This window comes from Sorangium sp. So ce394, from assembly GCF_051474665.1.
GTDB lineage: Bacteria > Myxococcota_A > Polyangia > Polyangiales > Polyangiaceae > Sorangium > Sorangium cellulosum_D.
Genome location: NZ_CP150339.1, coordinates 4,859,353 through 4,882,697 on the forward strand (window position 1 = coordinate 4,859,353; position 23,345 = coordinate 4,882,697).

Below are 23,345 nucleotides of genomic sequence, written 5' to 3' on the forward strand. Positions count from 1 at the left end.
CGTCGCCGCCGCAAGCCTTGCGCCACGGGCCCTCGAAGTCGCGCGCAAGGGCCTCGTGCTGTCGCTCATCGACGACGAGGGGCGCGTCGGCCTGGGCGAGGCCACGCCGCTCCCCGGCTTCTCGCCCGATGCGGCCGACGACGTCGAGCGCGCGCTCGCCGAGCTGCCCGGGGCGCTCGGCGCGATCGACCTGCCGGGCGGGGACGCGGCCGCGGCGGCGGCGCCCGCGGTCCTGCGCGCGCTCGAGCCGCTGTCGTCGCGGCACCGCGGCCTGCCGGCGGCGCGCTTCGCCCTGGAGACGGCGCTGCTCGACCTGGTCGGCCAGCGCCTCGGGCTGCCGGCGTCGGCGTGCCTCGGCGGCCACCGGCGGCGCGCCGAGGTTCGGGTGAACGGGCTGCTCGCGACGTCGGCCGCCCTGCCGGAGATGCTGGGGAGCGCGCGCGCGCTCGTCGCGCGCGGCGTCCGCGCGATCAAGGTGAAGCTCCGCTCGCGCGGAGACGAGGGGTTCGCCCGCGATCTGGAGGCGCTGCGCGCGCTGCGGCGGGAGCACCCGTCGATCGAGCTCCGGCTCGACGCGAACGCGGCCTGGCCGCTCGAGGACGCGCCCCGCCGGCTCGCCCTCCTCGCGCCGCTCGAGCCCCGCTTCGTGGAGCAGCCGGTCGCGCCGGAGCTCCTCCACCGCCTCGGCGCGCAAGCGGTCCCGTGGGCGGCCGACGAGTCGCTCGCCCTCGAGGGCATGCCGGAGCGCCTGCTCGACGCGCAAGGCTGCGCCGCGTTCATCCTGAAGCCGGCGGTGCTCGGCCTCCTGCGCGCGCACGACCTCGGCCGGAGGGCGCAGGAGCGCGGCCTCGGCGCGGTGGTGACGCACCTCTTCGACGGGCCCGTCGCGCTCGCGGCCGCGTGCGAGCTCGCGCTCGCGCTGCCGCGGCCGCCGCTCGCGTGCGGCCTCGACGCGCACGCGGGCCTCGCGGCGTGGCCCGCGATCCGGATCCCGCAGCTCCGCGAGGGTGGGTTGGTCGTGGCCAGCGATCGGCCCGGGCTCGGCGTCGGACGATGGACGGCCTGAGCCTCCTCGAGGCCGCGCGCGACCCCGCGGTCGCCGCGCGGACGGCGCTCGTCCACGGCGGCTCCGAGGCGGACGCGCCGCGCGAGATCGACGTCCCCGGCCTCGGCGTCGGCCCCGGCGGCGTCCTCCGCTTCGGCGACCTCGCGCCCGCGGTCGCGGCCGTGTGCTCCCGGCTCGCCCGCGCCGGGATAGGTCAGGGCGCTCGCGTGGCGCTCGTCGCCCCGAACGCGATCGGGACGGTCGTGGTCGTCCACGCGCTGCTGGCGCTCGGCGCCGTCATCGTCCCGATTCACCCGCGGCTCACGGACGGCGAGGCGAGCGTCCTCGTCGACGACGCGCGCCCCGACCTCGTGCTGCGCGAGCCCGCGCTCGCCGCGCTGCTCCGCGACGCCGGGCCGGAGCTCGCCGCGCTCCGCGATCGCGCGCCGCGCGCCGCCGAGGCGGCCGGCGTCCCGCCGCCGGATCCCGCCGGCGATCTCGCGATCGTCTACACCTCGGGCACCACGGGGCGCCCCAAGGGCGCGGTGCTGCCGCGCCGCGCGTTCCTCGCCGCCGCAGCGGGGAGCGCGGCCAACCTCGGCGTGCGCGACGACGATCGCTGGCTGCTCTGCCTGCCGCTCTGCCACGTCGGCGGCCTCTCGATCGTGACGCGCTGCCTGCTCGCGCGGCGCGCCGTCATCCTCGCGCCCCGCTTCGACCCCGCGTCGGTGCTCGCCTCGATCGTCCGCGACCGCGCGACGCTGCTCTCCGTGGTGCCGACGATGCTGCTCGCGCTCCTCGAGGCCGATCGCGACAACGTCCTCGCCCGGCTGCGCGCGGTGCTGGTCGGCGGCGCGGGCGCCCCGGAGAGGACGCTCGACGAGTGCGCGCGCCGCGGGGTCCCGGCGCTCACCACCTACGGCCTCACCGAGGCGTGCTCGCAGGTCACCGTGCAGCGCCCGCGCGATCCGCGCGCCCGCGAGCCGGGCTCCGGCGCGCCGATCGACGGCGTCGAGCTGCGCGTCGAGGGCGCCGGCGGCGACGGCGTGGGCCGCATCGAGATCCGCGGCCCGGTGCTGTTCCGCGGCTATTACCGCGGCCCGGGGCGCCCGCCGGAGCTCCTGGTCGACGAGGGCGGGTGGTTCATCACCGGCGACCTCGGCGCGCTCGACGCCGCCGGGCGGCTCCACGTCGCCGCCCGCCGGAGCGACCTCATCGTGACCGGCGGCGAGAACGTCTACCCCGCCGAGGTGGAGCAGGTCCTCGCGTCCTGCGCCGGCGTCGCGGGCGCGGTGGTGTTCGGCGTGCCGGACGAGCGGTGGGGCCACGTCGTCGCGGCGGCGATCGTCCCCGACCAGGGCGCGCCGGGCGGCGCCGCGCTCTCGCCCGCGCTGCTCGACGACCTCGCGGCCGTCGTCGCGGCGCGGCTCGCCCCGCACAAGCGCCCGCGGCGCCTCTGCGCCGTCGCGGCGCTCCCGCTGACCGCGGCCGGCAAGCTCGATCGCCTCGGCGCGGCGGCGCAGCTCGCGGCCGCGCTCGCGCCGTTCCCGGCGCGGTAGCGGGAGAGCGCGGCGCCGGCAGCCGCGCTCGCGGCGGTCACCCGAGCGCGCGGCGCAGATCGTCCGGGAGCGGGCACGGGACGAAGCGCGCGCCGTCGATGCACACGTGCACCGTCTGCCCGACGGCGGCGATCCCGCCCGCGGTCGTCACGCGGTAGCCCACCGTGAACGAGGTGTCGCCGAGCTTCGGGGCGAGCACCTCGACCTCGATCGCGTCGCCGAACCGGAGCGGCAGCAGGTAGTCGGCCTCGGCGTGGACCAGCGGCAGCTTGATCGCGCCGCCGGCGATGAGGGCGGGCAGATCGATGCCCCGCTCCCTCAGCGCGATCATGTACGCGTCGCTGAAGTATTCGAGGACCCGCGGGTAGAAGACGATCCCGGCGGCGTCGACGTCCTGGAAACGCACGGCGCGGCGCTCCACGGCGAGGCGGGGCGCGGTCTGCTTGAGCTCATCGACGCTGAAGGCGCGCTTCATCGCGCCGCAGGCTAGCGCAGGACGCGCCGCGCGCGTCACGAGGAGAGCGCCGCGCGCGTCGCGAGGAGAGCGCCGCGCCGCCGCCGCCCCTGCCTGCGGACAGCCGACCCGGCTCCGCGCGACGGTTCGTCCCTTTCTGCTCGCCGCCGCCCGTTTCGCGGTCCATGCTCGCCCCCGATGGCTGACCGATGTCCCGGCGGCCTCGGGGCCGGGGCCCGCAGGCTGGGCCCCGCCGCCGCGAAGGATCGCGACACGAGCGCGGCGCGACGCCTCGATGCCGGGGCGCCGCGCGCCCGCGGCGCGGCTTGCGCGCTCGCTTGCCTCCTGGCCGCTGGCCTCGCGGCGGCTTGCGAGCCTGCGCCGACGTCGCCCCCGGCGCCGACGCCCTCCCAGAGCCCGCCCGTCGCTCCGCTCGCGGCGCTGCCGCGGCCCGCGGTCGCGGAGACGCAGGCGCCGACCGGCGCGGCGCACGCGTCGAACCCGCTCGGCCTCCCGGCGTCCCCGATCAAGCTCGATCCAGGCCGCCGCGTCTTCACCGCCTCGGAGCGGATGCTCGCCGGCGCCAAGCTCGGGTCGACGCTCGTGCTCTACGCGGCCACCGTGGTCGGCTTCGAGGGCGACGATCTCATCGTCGAGGGGCGGGGCGGGCCGTCGTACAAGGTCCACCCGGGCTACGTCGTCCCCGTGCCCGACGCGCCGCGCCTCCGGCCCCACGAGCCGGTGCTCACGGAGTGGAACGGGGTGATGAAGCACGGCGTCGTCACCCGCTTCGTGAAGGACAAGATCGAGGTCCGCTACACCGACATGGATCCGCGGACCCCGCTCGCGCAGCTCAAGGGCGTCCGCTTCGTCGTGCAGACCGAGGGGCTCGCGCCCGGCAACTTCGCCGCATGGAAGGACGGCGAGACGTGGCGCCACGTGCTCCTCGTGTCGCGGTTCGGCGGCCCTCCGGCGGAGTCGGGCGCCGTCCTGACGTCGCTGCCCAGCAGCTCGGCGCGGTGGTTCGCCCTCGGTTACGGCGGCGCCGCCCTGCTCGCCGACGAGTCGGCGCTGCGCCCGATCCCGGTCAAGCCGCGCCTCAAGCTCGGGGCGAGCGTCTGGGCCGAGTGGGTCGGCGCGCTGCGCCCCGCGGTGGTGCAGAGCGCCGAGGAGACAGGCCTGTACACCGTCAAGTTCGAGCGCGCCGGGCGGCCGGTCACGCTCGGCTGGGGGCTGCTCACGCCGCCGCTCGAGCCGTAAGCCGCGAGGGTGCCGCTCGGGCGACCCCGTCGCGCGACGTGCGCCCGGGCCGGACCGGCGAGCCGCCGCGCGCCACCCGCCTCGTCCGGCACAGCGGCGAGAGAGCGCGCCCGAAACCCCGTCCGAAGATGCCGGCGCGCGGCGTAGCTGCGCAACATGCTACGCGTTTTCGCCCGATATGGAGAGTGATAAGCGTTGTAGTATGGATCTCAAGAGCGCCTGGCTGGCGACGCGCCACTGGGTCCCTTTCTCCCTCAGGACCATGGCTTACGGCACGGTGTCGCTGACGCTGGGCCCGCTCACGCCGCAGCGCTCGGCGAGCCTCTGGGCGATGCGCCGCTGGTGCCAGGCGAGCGCGCGCGCGCTCGACATGGAGATCCAGACGAGCGGCCTCGAGAACCTCCCCCCCGGGGTCTTCGTCTACTGCTCGAACCACCAGAGCGTGCTCGACATCCTGGTGCTCGGCGCGGTGCTGCCGGGCGACTTCAAGTGGGCTGCCAAGCGCTCGCTCATGAAGATCCCGTTCCTCGGCTGGCACCTCAAGCTCGCGGGCCACGTGCCGGTAGATCGCACGGTCGGCTCGCGCGCCGCGGTCGAGGCGATCGCGCGGTTCGAGCAGGTGCTCCGGAACGGCAAGCCGCTGCTCGTGTTCCCGGAGGGGACGCGGAGCGAGGACGGCGTGCTCCGGCAGTTCAAGAACGGCGGCTTCTACGCCGCCGTCCGCGCCGGCGTGCCCGTGGTGCCGGTCGCCATCGACGGCACGCACCTGCTCATGAAGAAGGGGGCGATCGACATGGGCGACGGCACGATGCGGATCGTCCGCGTCCGGGTCGGCGCGCCGATCGCCGTGCGCCCGGACGGGCGCGAGGGCGCGCGGGTGAACGACCTGCGCGATCGCACCCACGCCGCGGTGAGCGAGCTCCTCCGGTCGATCGGCGGTCGCGTCGAGGCGCCGGCCGGCGCCTCGGCCGCCTCGGAGCCGCCGGCGGGCGGCGCCCAGACCGAGCAGGCGCCCGGCTGACGCGCCGGATCAGTCGCAGAGGCTGGGGAGCTCGTCGATCTCGGCGAGCAGATCGCCGTAGTCGTCGATGCGCCGGCCTCCGAGGAGGTCGTCGTCGAACTGGTAGAACACGCGCCGCGTGAGGGGCGTCACGCCGGCGTTGTGGTAGGCTTCCGCGTCGGTCTCCGTGTTGCCGAACGCCCACGCGGGCACCATTTCCCTCCGCTCGAAGAGCTGCTCTAGCTCGGCCGTCTTGTACTCCGCGGCGGCGTCGCCGATCGCGCCGGTCAGGCCGAGGGTGGTGTGCACGATGCCGGGCGGGAAGCCGTAGGCCTCGAGGAAATCGCGGGTGCGCTGGACGAGCCACTCCGGTCGCGCGGTCAGGTACATCGGGCGGTAGCCCTTCTCCACGAGCCGGTGGAACGCCGCCGCGGCGTGCGGGTGCGCGTCGGGCAGCTGGCCGATCAGGAGCGAGGTGAACTCCTCCGTCTCCGTGCCGGTCAGCGTCCCGTCGACGTCGCTCACGAACATCGGGGCGCCGCGGGGGACGACCTCGATGAAGAGATCGGCGCTCGACAGGTCGCCGCGGACGACCATGTGGATCCGGTGCCTGCCCACGCCGAGCCGCTGCGCCGCTGGGATCTGGAAGTAGACGCGGCCGCCGGCGTCGCTCACGCCCTCGACCTCGGGGTGCGTCGAGTCCGCTTCCGTCGTGGTCGCCGCGCCGAGGCGCTCCCACGCGCCGCCGCAGCCGCGGAGCAGGTAGATGTCGACCCGCTCGCCCTTCAGGTCCTTGTCCGTGATCCCGTAGGCGAACTTGCCGATGATCCACTGCGGGTCATCCGGGGTCAGGAAGAGATCGCGCCCACGGTGGTTGGGGCTCCCAGCTCCGGCGATGATGTACGACGACACGTGATCCCACGCGAGCTCCTCGCCCGGATCCGGCGGCTCGGCATCGCACCGCGGGGGCAGGTCGCACAGGGCGCCCAGCGGCCCGCCGCCGCTCGATGAACCGCCGCCCCCGCCGCTCGCGAGGTGGCCGCCGCTACCCCCCTGGCCGTCGTCGCCCCCGCCGTCGTCGCCGCCCTGGCCGTCGTCGCCGCCGCCGTCGTCGTCGCCGCCGCCGTCGTCGTCGCCGCCGCCCTGGCCATCGCCGCCGCCCTCGCTCGAGGAGCCGCCCGGCGGCTCGTCGCTCGGCGTCCACCCGAGCGTCGCGTCGGCCGATCCGCAGCCGATCGCGAGCGCTGTTGTCGCCATGACAAGAAGGATCCTGGTCTGCATCGCGCCCGAGTGTGACCGAGTCGGCCCCGTTAGAACAGCGGCCTCTCCGGCCCCCGACGCACCCCGCGCCGGATCGCGCTCGCCCCCTTGCGCGCGGGCCTGACTCCGGGCAATCGTAGCTGCCCCAACGATGCCCAAGCCCAACCCGAAGGTGCTGCTCCGCCACGCCGGCGACTACCTCAAGGCTCACCCCGAGGAGATCGTGAGGGCGCTGCGCGGCGCGCTCGGCCTGCGCTTCGGCGTCCCGATCGATGCGCTGCGCTATCTGGCGCGGGAGCTCAGCGGCGGGAAGCGCGCGCCCAAGGACATCGTGATCGAGGCCGCGCCCCCCGGCCTGCGCCTCGCGCTCACCGTGAAGGCCATGGGCGCGCCGATCCGGGCCTCGTTCGCCGTCTACGCCGAGGAGCTCGACGTGCGCGCGGACGCCATCCGGGTCGGCCTGCGGATCGCCGACCTCAAGCTCCACGTGATGGGGGACGAGAGCTCGCCGATCGCCGGGCTTATCAACTCGGGGGCGATCGATCTCAACAAGCCCGGCAACCTCGTCTCCTTCATCCCCAACCGGCCCGCCGCGCTGATCGAGGGCAAGGACGACAGGATCACCCTGGATCTGCTCAAGATTCCCGCCGTGGGCGGCAATCCGACGGTCGCGCGGGCGCTGCGCATCTGCGCGCCGGTGCTCGGTGTTCGTGCGCTGAAGACCAAGGATGACCACCTGGACGTGCACCTCAAGGCCACCCCCTCCGGCGTCCCCGCCGCCATCGCCGCGGCGCGCGCCGGCGTCTGAGGCCCTTTCCGGTCGGGGTTGTCGCCCGCTAGACTTCACCGTGCATGTCTCGGCTCCCCGAGCCCGCGCCGGCCGCGCTCTCGCTTCAGTTCCTTGCAGAGATCGCGTCCGGAGCGACCACCCGCGTTGATCTCTGCAGGTCGGTAGGTCCGCACCGGCCAGGGGAGCTGCTCGCCGTCAAGCGGCTGCACCCGCACTACGCCGGGGACACGGCGGTGGCCACGCGGTTCTTCGACGAGGTGCGCACCACCGCGGCGCTCAAGCACCCGAACGTCGTCGAGGTCGCCGGCTGGGGGACCGACGAGCAGGGCTCGTACTTCGCCGTCGAGCTCGTGCAGGGCGTGAGCCTCGCGCGGCTCATGAAGACCGTCTTCGACACGGGCGAGGTCTTCTCCGAGCGGCTCGTCGTCTACATCGGCGCGACGCTCTGCCGCGGGCTCGGCGCCGCGCACGAGCTCCGCGCGCCGAGCGGCGAGCTGCTCAACCTCGTGCACCGCGATCTCACGCCGGGCAACGTGCTCGTCGGGTTCCAGGGCGAGGTGAAGATCGCCGACTTCGGGCTCGCCAAATCGTCGCTCCGCGTGATGACCACGGCCGTCGGGGCGCGCCGGCGCGTGACGACGTACATGGCGCCGGAGCAGGCCCGCGGGGGCTCCGCCGACAGGCGCTCCGATCTGTTCTCGCTCGGCGTCGTGCTGTTCGAGCTCTTCTCGGGCAAGCACCCGTGGCCGTCGTCGAGCGACTACGAGCTCTTGCGCAACATGACGACGCAGCCCGCGGCCGACCTGCGGGAGCTCCGGCCGAAGATCGACAAGGAGCTCGTGGCGATCGTCATGGGCTGTCTCGAGCGGGACCCGGCCTCGCGCTTCCAGAGCGCGGACGAGATCTTCGCGCGGCTCGAGGGCTGGCTGCGCAGCCACGGGTACCTCGAGGGGAACGAGGAGGCGCTCGGCCGGTTCGTGCGGCGCAACGCCATGAGGCAGATGCGCTGGTTCGAGCGCGCCGTCTCCGGCGGCTTCGCCGGGATGGCCAAGGCGCCGCGCCCCTCGCTCTCGGCCGCGACGGCGATCCCGCGCCGGCCCGCCGCCGCGCGGGACCGGGGGGCGAGCGCCCCCGACCGGCTCCGCCCGAGCGGCGCGGCGCCCGGCCGCGAGGACGATCCGACCGACGTCGAGGCGGGCGACGCCGTCACGCCGTCGCCGCTCACGGCGGTCCCTGGCTCGCGCGGCACGGACACGGCGTACGTCAGCTCGCGGCGGCGCGGGGCGCTGCCCTCCGAGACGGCCGACGAGAAGACCGTCGTCGTCGGGAGCAACGGCCGCGGGCGCGGCGACCCGGCGTCCAGCAGCTCGAGCGGCGGGCGTCAGCGCGGCAGCCTGCCGTCGTACGGATCCATCACCGCGCAGGACGCCGAGCCGCGCCCGATGTCCGGGGCGACGCCGACGTACGCCGAGCCGCCGCCCTCGATCACCGCCGCGGCCGCGTTCTCCGTCGGGCACGACGCCGGGGCTGCTCCTCTGGCCCGCGCCGCGCCGGAGGGCGCGGGGCAGCTCCACGCCGAGATCGATCGGCTCACGACCGAGGCGATCCGGTTCCGCGAGGAGGCGCGCTTCGCCGTGGCGCAGGCCGAGCGCAAGCTGGCGCTGGCCAAGGTGGCGGCGCACGTGTCCGAGGTGGCCGCCGACGCGCTGCGCCTCTCCGCGAGCGCCGGCGCGGAGAGCGCGTCGCGCCGCCTCGACGAGGCGCTCGCGCTCGAGCGGGCGATGCACAAGGTGATGTCGGCGCCGCTCACGCTCGCGCCCGAGGCGACCGCGCTGCCGGTCGCGTGGGGCAACGAGCAGCAAGCCATCCTCGCCCAGCTCGGCCTCGAGCACCTCGGGTCCCCCGCGGCGCCGCGGCCGCCGGACCTCGGCGCGCCCCCTCCTGCGGCGCCCCTCGACGCCGTCGCGGCGCCGGCCGTCGCGGCCCCGCAGCTCGCGACCGCGGCCAGCGCGAGCGGCGGCGCTGCGGGCGCGCCGGCCGCCGCCGTCGCCGCCCCGGGCGGCGCGTCCGGCCCTGACGCGCCGCCGATCCCGCCGAGCTCCGTGGACTCGGTCGCGTTCCAGGCCAGCCTCCGGCCGATGCTCCTCGGGGTGCCGCGCGCGCTCGCCCTCGCGGTCGCCGCGGCGGCCTTCATGGCGTTCGTCCTCTTGGCCTGGCTCTACTCCTGACGCGCCTCTCGCGCGGGCGCGCTGCGCCGAGACGTCGCTTGATCCCGGCGGGGCACGGCGGCTACCGTCCTAGGATCATGAGCGAGCAAAGCGACTGGGTGCTGATCGGCCTGGACGAGAACACGGCGCGCCGGCAGGGGCTCCCCGCGCGCATGCCGGTGCCCCGGGGCGAGTTCGAGGGGCTCGCCGACAAAGGGCTCAGCATCGACGCCGCCCGCAAGTGGATCAAGGACTTCCTCACGAACTCCGAGGCCGGCAAGAGCGGCGTCTGGCGCAAGCAGAACAGCGCGCTCGTCTCGCAGCTCGAGGCCTTCCTCGACAAGGCGCCGGTCTGGGAGCGCGCGCAGAAGGCCTTCGGCGAGCGCGACTACGAGAAGGCGATCTCGGCGCTCAAGCGCATCGTCACCATGGACCCCGACGACCACGCCGCGCGGCTGAACCTCGCCTCGGCGCAGGCCAACATGGGCGACCACCCCGCGGCGCTGAAGAGCTTCCAGGCGATCCGGAAGACGTTCCAGGGGGACGCCGACTACCACGTGGCAGTGGGGCAGGTGCACCTGGCGATGCAGAAGAAGGACGCCGCCCTCGACGAGATGGTGCTCGCGCTCGAGGCGAAGCCCGACTGCCAGCCGGCGCTCGACGCGATGGTGCAGCTCGGGGTCCTCGTTCCGATCTACGAGAACCCGCGCGACGCGGCCTCGCTCGTCTACGTGCGCTCCGACGCGGTGCTCGACTACCTGACCGGCCAGTGGGACGCGGCGCCGCGCGACAGCGCCTTCTACCTCGAGCAGCTCGCCTACCACGAGCGCGAGCTCCGCCACGACATCGCGCTGGCCGCCGCCGACCGCGCCGTCGCCGTCGCGGGCGAGGGCGACCGCGTCGAGCGGGCGCACCTCGCGCGGATCGCCGCCCTGCGCGCGCTCGGGCGCACCGACGATGCGCTCGCCGCGGCCGAGGCGTTCGTGAAGACGGCGCCGTCGTCGTCGGGCGCGTGGGTCGAGCTCGCGAAATGCCTCTCCCAGGCCGGCCGCGGCGAGGAGGCGCCCGCCGCGATCGAGCGCGCGCTCGAGAGCGACCCCGGCGATCTCGCCGCGCTCTCGCTCCGGTTCTGGCCGAGCGACCCCGCCGACATCCTGAAGGTCAACGAGGCGATCCCCGCGCTCGCCGCCTTCGTCGCCGCGCACCCCGACAGCGCGGGCGCGCGCCGCTCGCTCGCCCGCGCCGAGCTCGTCGCGGGCCGGATCGACGACGCGCTCGCCGGCTTCGCCGCGGCCGTCGCGCTCGCGCCCGGGGACGACGACCTCCGCGCCGAGTACTGGAGCGAGCTCGGCAAGCAGCAGCGGTACGAGGAGATCATCGCCGACGCCGCGAAGCTCTCGGATCTCTCGAAGCGCGACTGGAAGCTGCGCTGGAACGAGGCCGAGGCCTACGCCGCCCTCGGCAAGAACATCGAGGCGCGGGCCGCGTTCTCGGCCATCAACTTCGACGAGTCGCTGCACGTCGACGTGCGCCGCCGGGCCAAGCGCGCCGTCAAGACGATGGACGAGACGCCGCCGGTCGCGCCGTGACGCCGGGGCGGCGGCGCGCGCTCAGAGCGAGCCGGAGACGCCGAGCCCGAGGGTGTCGCCGGTGACGATCGGCTTCACGGAGAGGGAGACGTCGTTGCGGACGAGCTTCTGCTGCGGCGCGGCGAGGCCGCCGATGAACATGCCGACGCCGGCGGCCTGCGCCAGCCCGTCGACCATGAGGACGAAGATCCCGCCGCCCTTCGCGTCGGCGGTGCCGATCGTGATGAACGGCCCGGCGACGGGGATGTAGAGCGGGATGTAGCTCTCCCCGGTGCCGCCGGTCGCGCGATCCGCGCTCTCCGCGACGAGCCCGACCATGGCCGAGAGGAGGTACGTGACGCCGAACGTCACGGCGCCGCCGATGACCAGGCCGCGGCGCGCCCTCTCCTCGACGTGGTAGCCCTCGGGGACGGCCTGCCCCTCCTCGTAGTTCATGATCCTCGGGCCGACCGGGTACCCGGTGGAGGTCTGGGCGTATCCGGGCGGCGGAGCGTACCCGGGAGGGGGGTACCCAGGCGGCGGGTAATAGCCGGGCTGCTGCCCGTAGGAGGCAGGTGCGCCGTACGGCGGGGGGGCGCCATAGGGTGCGGCCTGCGGCTGCGCGCCGGCAGGGTCGTCCGCCGACTGCGCGAAGGCGGCGGGTGCGCTGAGCAGGAGTGCGGCGAGGGATGCTGCGCTGGCGAGGAGGGCTCGCGAGGGGTGCGCGGAGCCGCCCTGTCCGGGATGGATGTGCATGGTCTACGACGCTAACGCAGCTCGCGCGCAAAGGTCCAGACGAGCGCAGGACGCCGCTCTCCCGCGCGCGGTCCCGGGCGGAGCGGGCCGCCGCGGCGGGCGCGTCGGGGCGGCGCCGCGGTGGGCGCGTCGGGCGGCGCCTAGGCGCGTGTGCGCGCGTGCTCCAGCGGCTGGGCCCCGAGCGCGCCGCCGTCCCTGCGCGGCTCGAGCGCCGGCGCGGGGTGATCCTCGAGGAGCCGCGGGGTCTCTCCCGTGATCAGCCGCGAGGCGCGCTCGTAGGTCAGGTACGACAGGGCCCACGAGAACAGCACCAGGAACCGGCTGCGGAAGCCGATGAGGAACAGGACGTGGACGAAGAGCCACGCGAGCCACGCCAGGAACCCGGAGAGCTTCACCTTGCCGAAGTCGGCGACCGCGGCGGCCCGCCCGATCGTCGCCATCGAGCCCTTGTCGCGGTACCGGAACGGCAGCCGCGGCTGCCCCCGCACGGCGCGCGCGATGTTGCGCGCGGCGTGGCGCCCCTCCTGGATCGCCGCCGGCGCCACGCCTGGCACCGGCTTCCCGTCCTCCTGCTTCAGCGACGCGAGGTCGCCGATGACGTAGACGTCCTCGTGGCCGGGCACGGTCAGGTCCGGCTCCACCAGCACGCGCCCTGCCCGGTCGAGCGGCACCCCGAGGCTCCGGGCGAGGGGCGACGCGGCAACGCCGGCCCCCCAGAGCACGGTCTTCGCCTCGATCCGCTCGTCGCCGATCGAGACCCCGTCCTCGTCGATCCCGGTGACGAGGCAGCGCGTCCGCACCTCCACGTTGAGCGCCACGAGCTGCGCGCGCGCCTTCTCGCCGAGCTCGGGGACGTACGACGGCAGCACCTGCCCGGCGCCCTCGACGACGACGATGCGCGCGTCGCGCGGGTTGATGCGCCGGAACTCGCGCACGAGCGTGTGCCGCGCGAGCTCCGAGAGCGCCCCGGCGAGCTCCACGCCGGTCGGGCCCGCGCCGACCACCACGAACGTCATCCAGGCCTTCCGCCGCGCCGGATCGGTCTCGCGCTCGGCCGCCTCGAAGGCGAGGAGGACGCGCCGCCGTATCTCCAGCGCATCCTCGACGGTCTTCAGCCCGGGCGCGAACGGCGCCCACTCGTCGTGCCCGAAATAGGAGTGCGACGCCCCGGCGGCCACGATCAGCTTGTCGTAGCCGATCTCGCCGTCCTCGAAGATCACCCGCTTGCGCGCCGGATCGATCGCCGTCACCTCGGCGAGGAGCACGCTCGTGTTCTTCTGCTTGCGGAGCACGCGCCGGATGGGCGCGGCGATGTCGCTCGCGTTCAGGCCCGCGGTCGCGACCTGATACAGGAGGGGCTGGAACGTGTGGTGGTTCCGCCGGTCGATCACGGTCACCCGCACCGGCTCGCGCCGGAGCGCCTGCGCCGCGTAGAGACCGCCGAAGCCGGCACCGATGATGACCACGTGCACCATGCCGTGGCCCTGGTTCATGTGAGCTGCCTCAGCAAGCGGCAATACAGAAGATCGCGCGCTTTGACTCTGGACGTGTACGTCGCCTGTTCATCCAGGCGCGGGGTGGGCGGAGAGGACGGCCGCTCGCGGGGATCGCTCGCCGGCGGTGCCTGCGTTTGGGTGCCTGGCGGCGACAGCGCGCTGCGGCCGACCGGCCGGTACGTGGGCGGCTAGCTCGGCGCGTCTGGCGGGCCGAGCTACTGGACCGCTCTGCCCTGAGCGATCCACTTGTTCATGAAGACGGCGCTCTCTTCCCACCCCTGCCGCAGCTCCTTCTCAGCGCTGCTCTCGAGCAGGCCGCCGACGCCGAACACCTTCGCTTCGATGAAGATCTCGGCGATCCGACGCACCTTGTTGTCGCCGATCGCCTCGACGCGCACCACGCCCTCGTTGCGCATCTTGTCGGCCAGGGTGCTTGGCGTCAGCTTGAAGGTCCACACCTTGGTGGCCTTGTTCAGCTTGCCTTCCTCGGTATAGCGGAAGCCGGAGCCGAGCAGCTTCTCCACGGGACCGGGCAAATTCATCTTCGGCTTCCCGGCCGACCTCCGGATGATCTCCGTCTCCGTCTCGACCTGCTCCGTGATGGTGTACTCGGGAAATCCGAGCTCCTTCCGGTAAAGCTCCTCATTGAAGGTCTTGTCCAGGAACAGCTTCCAAAAGGTGTCGACGTTGCAGTTGATCTCGTTCGTGATGGTGAACTTGCCCATGGATCGTTCCTTTGCGGTGCGGGTGAGGTCTTGCTCCGCGTTTACCGCAGCCCGTCCGTGGCGTCCACGCCTCGCCCGAAGCCCCGGAGCCCAGGATCTGGGATGACGGTGTGTCCGTCTTGGCCGTCCGCACATCGCGCCCGCGGCTCCGAGCGCGACCGAGCGCTTTGGCGCGAGCGCGACCGAGCGCTTTGGCGCGAGCGCGACCGAGCGCTTTGGCGCGAGCGCGACCGAGCGCTTTGGCGCGAGCGCGACCGAGCGCTTTCATGCGGCGGCGCGCGGCGGACGCGCGAATCACTCCCGGGGCGCGAAGCGTTGTGGACGCTCGCGCCGCGCGGTGCGGAGAGCGGGCCGCGGGCTTCCAACGCTTCCGTATCCGTGCAAACATCTTCATGCTGTGACGTGCATCCTCGTCATCGATGACGACACCGCGATCCGAGGCATGTTTGCCCGCGCGCTCCGCCCGCTCGGCGACGTCGAGGAGGCGAACGGCGGGGCGCCGGCGCTGCGGCGGCTCGGCGCGCGCAAATTCGATCTCGTGGTGCTCGACCTGCACATGCCGGGGGTCGACGGCTTCAGCGTGCTCGAGTCGCTCTCGGCCAAGGGAGCGCTGAACCGGGATACGCCCGTCTTCGTCGTCACCGCCGACGAGTCGCAGCAGGCGCGCATCCGCGCGCTCCGGCGGCACGCGATCTTCCTGCTCTCGAAGCCGGTGAACCTCGCAATGCTCGTGTCGCTCGCGGAGTCGTCCCTGAAGAAAGCCGCGTCCCGCGCGACGCCGGTCCCCGACAAGCCCGCGTCCCGCGCGACGCCGGTCCCCGACAAGCCTGCGTCCCGCGCGACGCCGGTCCCCGAGAGGCCGCAGGCCGACAGGGCGAAGAAGGACTGAGCGCGCCCGCCGCGGCGAGGCGCGTGGCGCCGCGCGGGCACGCGGCGCTGGCGAAGAGCTGAGCCGCGCCCGATCGGGCGGCGCTACCGTGGCGCCAGGTCGAGAGGGGGCGGCGAGGCCGGCCCAGCCGGCCGCGGCGGAGGCGGCGTGGGGCGGGGCGGGTTCGGCCGCCATGCAGGCTGCACCGGAGGCTGCTGCGCGGCCGACCCCGTGACGGGCGGCGGCACCGTCCCCGGAGCGCGCGGCGCGGGGGCGACCGGAGGCGACGGGTACGGCGTCGCCGGCGCGGGCGCGGCGCCGCCGGGCCCGTACGCCGGCTGCCCGCTCGGGAGCGGCGCGGCGGCGTCGGCGGGGGCCGCGGCGTCGGCGGGGACCGCGGCGTCGGCGGGGACCGCGGCGTCGGCGACCGTGTCGGCCGGGGCGGCGGCGTCGGCGGCCAGCTCGGCCGCCTCGGTCGGGGCCGCGGCGTCGGCGACGCCGCCGCTCACGGGCGTCACCGCCGGCGCAGGCGCCGCCGCCGTCGCCGCGTCCGGCGCCGCCGCGCCGGCAGAGGTATCGGGCGCAGCCGGCGCCGGCCCGGACGCGCTGGGGCGCGCGAAGGGCAACGTCAGCGAACCGAGCCGCAGGCCGCCGGAGCGCTGGACCAGCAGGAACGCCGCCGCGGCGAGGCCCAGGACGACCAGCGTGAGCAGCGCCACGCGGACGAACGAGCCTCCCTTCGCCGGAGTCGGGCGCGGTCGCTGCTCGGGCATCGGCGCGACCGCGCCCGCAGGCCCGTTCGCGTGCGCCGCGCCGACGTGCAGCGGGCCCACGTGCCCCGCCGGACCCGCGTGCGCCGCCGGGCGGCCCGGGGGCACCGGCGGCGAACCCAGGGGCAGCGGAGAGAGCCCCGCCGCGAACTCGAGCGGCGAGCTCGTCGCGTCCGGGTGCGACTTCCGGGTCGCGTCCGGGTTCGACTTGCGCGTCGGATCGGGGTTCGACCGGCGCGAGCTGGTCGGCCCCGACATGCGCGAGCTCGCGGGCCCGGACATGCGCGAGCTGGCCGGCCCCGACATGCGCGAGCTCGCGGGCCCGGACATGCGCGAGCTGGCCGGCCCCGACATGCGCGAGCTCGCGGGGCCGGCAGACGGCGGCGCCGCGTCGCCCGCGTCCTCCGACGCCTCCGGCCCGTCCTGCAGGATCGGCAGCATGGAGATGCGCCGGAGCATCACCTCGGTCGCGTCCTCCGGGCGCGCGGCCTGCGGCTTGTGCGGGTGGGCGCGCTCGGCGAGGATGCGGTCGAGCTCCTCGATCGCCTGGTCGATCCGCTCCTTGCGCGCCTCGGCGACCCCGGGGAGCAGATCGCGGACGAGCTGGCCGACCTGCTTGTCGCTGTAGCTCTCGCCGACGGCGAGGCTCACCTGCTCGAGATCGCGGCGCAGCTCCGCGGCCGACTGGTACCGGTCGTTCGGGTTCTTGGCGAGCGCCCGCATGATGATGCGATCGAGCTCCGGGTGGACCTCGGGCATGATCTCGCGCGGCGGCTGCGGGTTGCGGTTGGCGATCTGCTGCATCGCCTCGAGCGGGCCCTTGCCGCGGAACGGCGTGTGACCCGTCACGAGCAGGTAGAGCAAGACGCCCATGGAGAAGAGATCGCTCCGGCGGTCGAGCGCCCCGCCCATCACCTGCTCGGGCGAGAAGTACCCCGTCTTGCCCTTGATCGCGCCGACGCGGCTGATCTGCGCGCGCGCCCGCGTCTTCGCGACGCCGAAGTCGACGACCTTGACCATGCCGTCGAACGTCACCATCACGTTCTCCGGCGTGACGTCGCGGTGGATGAGGTTGAGCAGCTCCCCCGTGTCGTCGCGGACCTCGTGCGCCGCGTGCAGGCCGGCGCACGCGTCGATCATCACGTGGAGCACCCAGCCGAGCGGCAGGAGCGCGCGCTTCGCCTTCTGGTTCGAGAAGATCTTCGCGATCGGGGCGCCGTCGATCCACTCCATGGCGAGGTACGGCCGATCGCGGACCTCGCCGTACGCCAGGATGTGCACCACGTTCGGGTGGAGGATGCGCGACGCGGTGCACGCCTCGTCGAGGAACATCGCGCGCGCGTCGTCGTCCCCCCGCATCGCGTCCGACAGCAGCTTGACGGCGACGATCTGGACGGTGCCGTTGGGGCGCCGGAGCCGCGCGGCCCAGACGGCGGCCATGCCGCCCACGGCCGCAGGGAACAGCAGCTCGTAGGGGCCGATCGTATCGCCCGGCTGGAAGTTACCGGGGTCGTCGTCGTTCCAATCACTCCACGGATCTTTGGCCACGCGCTCCCCCACCATGTCGGAAGACGTGCAGCGCGACAAGACCTGGCGCTCGGCCCCGCCTCACCGCTCCGCTGCGCCGCCGGTGTCAGGCCCGGCGACGCTCGCCTACCATGCGCTCGAGCCGCCCGAGCGCCCGGACGAGGACGTCCTCGCTCGGGCCGAACGAAAAGCGGACGTGGTGACGGAACCGTGACGGCCGCCCCGCCCGGCGCTTGCCCGGGTTGACGTCGAAGAACTCGCCCGGCACGACGATGACCCGCTCCCCGAGCGCCGCCCGGAAGAAGCCGTGGCCGTCCGACAGCCCCGGCGGAAGGTCGGCGACCGAGCCCCAGACGTAGAACGTGCCCTCGGGCGCCGCGTCGACGGTGACGCCGATCTTGCGCAGCCCCGCCAGCATGAGCTCGCGCTTCCGCGAGAACGCGCGGTGGATGGCCGTCGTCTCGGCGCGGGTGTGCTCGATGGTGAGCAGCTCTGCCGCGGCGCGCTGCATCGGCTTCGAGCCGCCGCCGTCGAGGAAGCTGCCGGCGCTCGCCACCGCCTCGATGACCTCGCGCGGCCCCAGGGTCCAGGTGACGCGCCAGCCGGGGTAGCGCCAGTTCTTCGTCAGGCCGTCGAACAGCACCACCGGATCGCGGTCGACCTCCTCGACGTACCGCGCGGCGCTCTCCATCGGGGCGACGTCGCCCATGCCGTAGACGTAGTGCGAGTAGAACTCGTCGAGCAGGAGCGCGCAATCGAGCTCCTTCGCGGTGCGCACCCACGCGGCGAGCTCCTCGCCGCGCACGTGCTTCCCGGTCGGGTTGCAGGGGTTCGACGCGAGGATGGCGCTCAGGCCGCGGCCGAGGATCTCGCGGCGGAGGTCGCCGACCGAGAACGAGTAGCCCCGCTCGCCCTCGAGCAGGATCGGGATCGGCGAGAACAGCCGGAAGACGTCGAGCAGCTCCTCGTACGCGGTGTAGTCGGGCAGGAAGTGGCCGAGGTTGATCTGCCCGAGCGCCGCCGCGGCGCGGGTGAGGGCGATGCGGCCGCCGCCCGACACGGCGACGTTCTCGGCCGTGTAGCGCGACGGCATGCCCCGCCGGTACGCGCGGTTGTACAGCGACGCGATCGCCTCGCGCAGCTCCCACAGGCCCGCCACCGGCGCGTACTCCTGGTCGTCGCCGGCGATCGGCACCGCCGCGCAGCGCTCGGGCGCGCCCGGGAGCGGGCCGGTCTCCGGCTGGCCTTGCCCGAGGTTGCACCAGCCGTCGGCCCCCTCGTCGGCGCCGGGCTTGGAGGGACCCGCGAACGCGGAGTCCCGACCCGGGTTAAAGCCGAGGCGCGCGGCCTCGGTCGTCACGTAGATGACGCCGGTCCGCGGGACCTTCCGGAAGGCGTGGACCGCCCGCTCCTCGACGCGCCGGGGCGGCGCGGGGACCGGCGCCCCGGGGTCGCTCGGACGGCCCTCGTCTCCGTGGAGGTCGCCAGGCTCTTCAGGATGCTCTCGCTCTACGTCCGTCATCGTTCGATTGTCGCTCGATTCCCGGCGTCTCCGGGCGTGGTTGAGGGCGATGTCGAGGGGAAAGCGCGGGGGCGGCGCCTCAGGCCTGCTGGCCCGCCGGCTTCGCGTCGTCGGCGATCGCCGGCTCGTGGCGCCGCGCCCACGGCGCCGGCTTACCCGAGAAGAGGCAGAGCAGGTAATAGCAGAAGGCGAGTGAGACCGCGGTGAGCGCCGTGTATTTGTCGTCGTTATAGTAGAACGTGATCCAGATGAACTGGCTGAGGGCGGCCAGGCCGAACAGGGGCACCTCGATCTGCCGTTTCAGCCGGGTGAGCGGCGCGCTCAGGATCATGAACGAATAGTAATAACAGGTGAGCTGCGAGAGCAGAATGACGAAGATCTGCGCCAGGCACTGGGCGACCCACAGCGAGCGGATCCGCCGGCACACGTAGACGAAGCCCGCGAAGCTGGCGGCGATGATCCCGTAGGCGACCCACCGGTATTTCGCGTAGCGCTCGTTGCGCATCCGCTTCCAGACCTCGAACGGATCGACGAGCTTCGTGTCCTTCGTGTACTTCATCCGACCGGACTCGACGCCGGTCCCGGGCTTGTGGCCGACGAGCACGCGGAGGCCCATGTGGTTCGTCAGCGGCGTCTGGTCGTGCACCTTGAGGGTGTGCTCGTAGAACTGCTTGTACGAGTCCTTGCCGGAGATCTTCATGCTCACCGGGATGAGCACGGCCGCGGCGAGGACGCCGCCGATCAGGACCTGCACGTGCGACCGGGCCATCCGCTTGTGGCGGACGAGGTAAATCCCGGCGACGGTCAGCCAGCCGATCACGGGCAGGCCCGGGAAGATGCGCAGGAGGCCGGCGTAGACCATGCTTGCGCCCGCGAGCTTGTAGTAGCGCTTGCGGATGAGGCAGGCCGAGAGGACGAGGTAGAAGAGCCAGTCCTGCCGGAGGAACGCGCCGCCGGTCCAGTAGAACGGCGCCGACGACTGGCAGCCCCAGAAGATCGCCGCGACGGCGAAGACCCGCCACCCGAAGGCCCAGTAGAGGGCGGCGAACATGCCGAGCAGGTAGAAAATATCGAAGCTGGCGAGGAACTGGAGGTAGCGGGTGCTGGCCGGCTGCAGGTCCGCCCAGAATTTGCCCATGATCGTCCAGACCGGCGGCGGGTTGTAGCCGTGGTCCTTCTGCATGTCCTCCCAGTAGCCCTTGTCGGAGGCCGTCCGGAAGAACTGCACGTCGGCCTTGAACGCCTCCCAGCGCTCCGGGGCGAAGTGCGCCTTGCAGATCTCGGGCTTTTCGAGCACCTCGCTCGCCGGCATGAGGAGGTTGTCGCCGCCGAGGTTCCGGATCTTCTTGTCCGGGTGGCGGACCTCCTTGGACATGTCGAGCTTGACGGTCCGCCCGGTGTCCTCGTTCGTGTACGTGACGAGCCCGAGCTCGTCCTGCGCGATCAGCGCGCACTTGTAGAGGCCGTCGTACCCCATCTCGGGGAAGTACTTGGCCCCCATGTAGTAATGGAACTGATCCCAGCGGTGGTAGTACTTGGGATAGCCGAAGCGGAAGCCGTTGAAGTAGGCGATGATGGCGGCGACCCCGAGCGCCACGCCGACGAACCGCTTCCAGCGCTCCGCGACCGGCCGGCGCATCCCCTCGCGCTGCGTCTCGTAGAAGACGCAGAACGCGGCGCCCATCGCGATGAGCACCTTCGCGAGGTCCACCGCGCGGGCGTGCTCGTCGACGTACCGCTGCAGGCCATAGAAGAACAGCGCGACGCCGGCGGCGACCGTGCCGTACCGCGCGAGCAAGCGAAGGCGCGGCGGGGCGAAGGAGTTGAGCGCGTACGCGGCGCCGAAGTAGGCGCAGAACGCGGCGACGATCTCGATGATTTCTTGGGACGTGAGCTTCATGGCCTGCGGTTCGGGATCGGGATCGAGGTGACGTGGGGGCGCGCCGGCGGGCCTCTGCGCCGGCCTGCCGCGGCAGCGCGCCCGGCGGCGAGCGCTGCTGCCGCCGCCCCGACCCGCCGCAGCGGGCCGGAGCCCGTCGGCCGGGGCGACGCCGTAGGTGCGGAACGCACCCCGTCCCGGACGGGCTCCACGGGGGAGGCGGGCGCCACCTTAGCCGAAATCCAAGGAGTGTGGCGTTCTCGTTGTGGGGACCGTGGACGTGGCGGAAAGCGCAGGAAACCGACGGGAAGCATGGGAAGCGCGAGAAGCTTGGGAGGCGAACGGAAGCGAACGGAAGCGAACGGAAGACGGCGGAAGAGATCGGAAGCGACGGAAGGCGACGGAAGGCTGCGGAAGACGACGGAAGGCAACGGGAGAGAACGGAAGTGCCGAGCACACCCGCGGGCCGCGTGTGACCTGGGCGGAGCCTTGTCGGTTCGACATGCTGCGCAATTGAGCGGGCTTCCTCCGCCGAGCGGAGCTCGTGTATCGTCTCCCTTCGTGTCGAACGACAGTTTCTCTTCCGCTTCTTCGGGGGGCTCTGAGCGCGAGGGGGCTCGTGGCCCGTACGGCTTCCTCGTCCGGGTCGACGGCGCGCCGCCGCTCTGGTGCCGGGAGGTGCGGGGCTTCCACCGCGCCGCCGTGGCCGCGGCCGATCCCGAGGCGATGCCCCCCGCGCAGCTCGTGCTCGTCGGCCTCGACGACGCGACGCGCGCGTGGCTCGCGGCGTGGGCCGAGGACAGCGAGCGCGTGCGGCGCACGATGACGATCCGCAGGCTGCTCGACGACCGGGAAGCCACCGCGGTCGTGACGCTGGCGTCCTACGGCTACGGCGTCGAGACGGCGCTCGCCGTCGAGTCGGTCGTGGTGCCGGCGGGCGAGGGGCCGGCGGCCATCCTGCGCAGCGGCGTGCACACGAAGGAAGAGATCGACGCGATGCTCGCGGTCCTCGCCACGGCGCTGCCCGAGGCCGAGGAGCCGAGCTGGTTCGTGCACGTGTAGCCGGCGCGCGCAAGGGCCGACGAGCGCCGGCGCGGCTCCGGCGGAGCTCGCCGCGCCCGGTTCCGCCGCGGCCGTGCTCGCCACTGTTCCGCTCCGCGGACACGCTCCGTCGGAGGTGCTCCCGTCCTCGGGCTCGGGCGCGCCGCGCATGCCGCCGAGCGCGCCTCGTGCCGTCGGGCCGCTTCGAGCGCGGCCCTGCGCTCGCGCGCGGGAGGGCTGCGCGCGGGAGGGCTGCGCTCGCGGGAGGGCTGCGCTCGCGGGAGGGCTGCGCTCGCGGGACGGCTGCGCTCGCGGGACGGCTGCGCTCGCGGGACGGCTGCGCGCGCGCGGGAGGGAAGGCGGGAATGCGCGGGAATGCATGGAAGCGAGTTGCTTTCGATGTTTCGGTGCGTGAGGCCCTTGCTCGCCTGAACAGCGGTGATAGGCTGGTCCTCGGTCTCGGACGGAGCATCAGCTCCAGGATGGTCCTGCCGTGGAGCACCACGGTGCCGAGGTCGACACCAGATCGGCGGGCTCTCCGCTGATCCGCAATCGAACACCCTTGCCATGCCGGACGATCTCCTTCGATCCGGCGCGGGGTGCCGGCACGCCGGAGGAGGGATGGACACCATGCACAGTACCAGTGGCTCTTCTATACCGGAGGCTGGGAACAGCTGACCCTCGTGGAGCGTGACGCAGGGTCATCGGGGCCTTGCGAGACGCCTCCGCGCTCGGCCAGGTCCGGCGCCTAACAACCTGTTGACTGCCATCGCGACCTCCGCGAGGCCGGCAGAGAGGGAATCGAGGAAGACTCAGGTCTTCCGGGAACGATTCTCACCGGTGCTCCGGGGTCGATCGCTCGTCGCGATGGGGCAGGGGAGGCGCCGCACAGGCGGGATCAAGCGGGGTCCAGATGGCCTCCGGTAGAGGCCCACGGGACGGGTCGGGTGCAAGCGAAGCACCCGACCCGTTTTTTCTTTCCATTGCCCGCGAGCTTGCCCGCGAGCGCCTTTTTTGCCTGCGCCGCGCCCGTCTGGTACGCGGCGGCGATGCGGATGCTGCTGCTCGCGTCGCTCTTGTCGGTGATGCCTGGGCTCCCGGCGTGCGTCGAGGCCTTCGGGGACCAGGCCGCGTCTGGTCCGGGGACCGCGCTCGGCACGTTCCACGTGGTCGGGACGCAGACGGGGAACACGTGCGGGGAAGGGGCGCTCGGGGCGACGCGCCTGTGGGAGTTCGATGTCGAGCTCGCGCGCGGCGACGGCGCGCTGTTCTGGGACAACGGCGCCAGCGTCATCGAGGGCGTCCTCGGCGAGGACCAGGTGAGCTTCTCGATCGAGGGGCGCGTGGTCGTGGACATGCGCGCCGGCGACGGGCCGCCAGGGCCGCCGTGCTCCGTCGAGCGGCGCGACCGGGCGCACGGGGAGCTCGGCGACGCGGGCGACGATGTCGCGCGGTTCAAGGCGAGGCTGTCCTATACGTTCGCGCCCACGGCGGGATCGCGCTGCGAGGATCTCGTGGCCGGCGAGCTCAGCGTCGCGCCGGCGTTCGCGGCGCTGCCGTGCGGGATGGACTACGAGCTCTCCGCAAAGAGGAGCGGGCCCCCGCTCGAGTGAGCGGG

At 73.6% G+C, this 23,345-nt stretch carries 18 protein-coding genes; 10 read left to right on the forward strand and 8 right to left on the reverse strand.

Features of this window, described 5'->3' with window-relative positions:
- The first annotated feature begins 55 nt into the window (after positions 1-55).
- On the forward strand, positions 56-1,066 hold the full coding sequence (locus tag WMF33_RS17915) for a mandelate racemase/muconate lactonizing enzyme family protein (protein ID WP_437338262.1): 1,011 nt from the start codon (positions 56-58) through the stop codon (positions 1,064-1,066).
- Positions 1,054-2,604 carry a class I adenylate-forming enzyme family protein gene (locus tag WMF33_RS17920; protein WP_437338263.1) on the forward strand — a complete coding sequence of 517 codons (1,551 nt, stop codon included), beginning with the start codon at positions 1,054-1,056 and terminating at the stop codon, positions 2,602-2,604. Before WMF33_RS17915 ends, WMF33_RS17920 begins: the two co-directional genes overlap by 13 nt.
- Before the next feature lie 37 nt (positions 2,605-2,641).
- Here WMF33_RS17920 and WMF33_RS17925 read toward each other — a convergent pair whose 3' ends face one another.
- A complete protein-coding gene (locus WMF33_RS17925; protein WP_437320544.1) occupies positions 2,642-3,079 on the reverse strand; it encodes an acyl-CoA thioesterase in 438 nt (145 codons plus the stop codon).
- Between the two features lie 177 nt (positions 3,080-3,256).
- Here WMF33_RS17925 and WMF33_RS17930 point away from each other — a divergent pair, with 177 nt between their 5' ends.
- Together WMF33_RS17930 and WMF33_RS17935 are read left to right on the forward strand one after the other, a co-directional pair.
- Positions 3,257-4,318, forward strand: a complete 1,062-nt coding sequence (locus tag WMF33_RS17930) for a hypothetical protein (protein ID WP_437338264.1) — start codon at positions 3,257-3,259, stop codon at positions 4,316-4,318.
- A gap of 202 nt (positions 4,319-4,520) precedes the next feature.
- The gene (locus WMF33_RS17935; RefSeq protein ID WP_437338265.1) at positions 4,521-5,339 is read left to right on the forward strand and encodes a lysophospholipid acyltransferase family protein; all 819 of its coding nucleotides are present in this window, start codon (positions 4,521-4,523) and stop codon (positions 5,337-5,339) included.
- 9 nt (positions 5,340-5,348) lie between these two features.
- Here WMF33_RS17935 and WMF33_RS17940 read toward each other — a convergent pair whose 3' ends face one another.
- Positions 5,349-6,575, reverse strand: coding sequence for a lipin/Ned1/Smp2 family protein (locus WMF33_RS17940; protein WP_437338266.1), 1,227 nt, complete (start codon positions 6,573-6,575; stop codon positions 5,349-5,351).
- A gap of 154 nt (positions 6,576-6,729) precedes the next feature.
- Here WMF33_RS17940 and WMF33_RS17945 point away from each other — a divergent pair, with 154 nt between their 5' ends.
- The 3 genes from WMF33_RS17945 (at position 6,730) to WMF33_RS17955 (ending at position 11,164) form a co-directional block, all read left to right on the forward strand.
- Entirely contained in the window at positions 6,730-7,386 is a 657-nt protein-coding gene (locus WMF33_RS17945) for a hypothetical protein (protein ID WP_061623338.1), read from the forward strand.
- A gap of 44 nt (positions 7,387-7,430) precedes the next feature.
- On the forward strand, positions 7,431-9,596 hold the full coding sequence (locus tag WMF33_RS17950) for a serine/threonine protein kinase (protein ID WP_437338267.1): 2,166 nt from the start codon (positions 7,431-7,433) through the stop codon (positions 9,594-9,596).
- A 77-nt stretch (positions 9,597-9,673) separates the two neighbouring features.
- Positions 9,674-11,164, forward strand: a complete 1,491-nt coding sequence (locus WMF33_RS17955) for a tetratricopeptide repeat protein (RefSeq protein ID WP_437338268.1) — start codon at positions 9,674-9,676, stop codon at positions 11,162-11,164.
- Positions 11,165-11,185: 21 nt separating this feature from the next.
- Here WMF33_RS17955 and WMF33_RS17960 read toward each other — a convergent pair whose 3' ends face one another.
- The 3 genes from WMF33_RS17960 to WMF33_RS17970 all read right to left on the reverse strand — a co-directional run bounded on the left by WMF33_RS17960 (position 11,186) and on the right by WMF33_RS17970 (position 14,120).
- On the reverse strand, positions 11,186-11,899 hold the full coding sequence (locus tag WMF33_RS17960; RefSeq protein ID WP_437338269.1) for a hypothetical protein: 714 nt from the start codon (positions 11,897-11,899) through the stop codon (positions 11,186-11,188).
- Positions 11,900-12,039: 140 nt separating this feature from the next.
- Positions 12,040-13,392 carry an NAD(P)/FAD-dependent oxidoreductase gene (locus WMF33_RS17965; RefSeq protein WP_437338270.1) on the reverse strand — a complete coding sequence of 451 codons (1,353 nt, stop codon included), beginning with the start codon at positions 13,390-13,392 and terminating at the stop codon, positions 12,040-12,042.
- Positions 13,393-13,610: 218 nt separating this feature from the next.
- The gene (locus WMF33_RS17970; protein ID WP_061628829.1) at positions 13,611-14,120 is read right to left on the reverse strand and encodes a DUF2505 domain-containing protein; all 510 of its coding nucleotides are present in this window, start codon (positions 14,118-14,120) and stop codon (positions 13,611-13,613) included.
- Positions 14,121-14,517: 397 nt separating this feature from the next.
- Here WMF33_RS17970 and WMF33_RS17975 point away from each other — a divergent pair, with 397 nt between their 5' ends.
- A complete protein-coding gene (locus tag WMF33_RS17975; RefSeq protein WP_437338271.1) occupies positions 14,518-15,009 on the forward strand; it encodes a response regulator in 492 nt (163 codons plus the stop codon).
- An 83-nt stretch (positions 15,010-15,092) separates the two neighbouring features.
- On the opposite strand, the gene WMF33_RS17980 is transcribed toward WMF33_RS17975, so the two are convergent.
- The 3 genes from WMF33_RS17980 to WMF33_RS17990 form a co-directional block, all read right to left on the reverse strand.
- Positions 15,093-17,306 (reverse strand): protein kinase domain-containing protein, encoded by a 2,214-nt coding sequence (locus tag WMF33_RS17980; protein WP_437338272.1) that lies wholly within the window; start codon positions 17,304-17,306, stop codon positions 15,093-15,095.
- A gap of 85 nt (positions 17,307-17,391) precedes the next feature.
- Entirely contained in the window at positions 17,392-18,807 is a 1,416-nt protein-coding gene (locus WMF33_RS17985) for a pyridoxal phosphate-dependent aminotransferase (RefSeq protein ID WP_437338273.1), read from the reverse strand.
- Positions 18,808-18,886: 79 nt separating this feature from the next.
- Positions 18,887-20,707, reverse strand: a complete 1,821-nt coding sequence (locus WMF33_RS17990; RefSeq protein WP_437338274.1) for a hypothetical protein — start codon at positions 20,705-20,707, stop codon at positions 18,887-18,889.
- 540 nt (positions 20,708-21,247) lie between these two features.
- Between WMF33_RS17990 and WMF33_RS17995 the strand changes: the two genes are divergently transcribed.
- Together WMF33_RS17995 and WMF33_RS18000 are read left to right on the forward strand one after the other, a co-directional pair.
- Complete coding sequence (locus tag WMF33_RS17995; protein WP_061626733.1) at positions 21,248-21,748, forward strand: hypothetical protein; 501 nt, start codon at positions 21,248-21,250, stop codon at positions 21,746-21,748.
- A 1,028-nt stretch (positions 21,749-22,776) separates the two neighbouring features.
- Positions 22,777-23,340, forward strand: a complete 564-nt coding sequence (locus WMF33_RS18000) for a hypothetical protein (protein WP_437338275.1) — start codon at positions 22,777-22,779, stop codon at positions 23,338-23,340.
- The last annotated feature ends 5 nt before the right edge of the window (positions 23,341-23,345 follow it).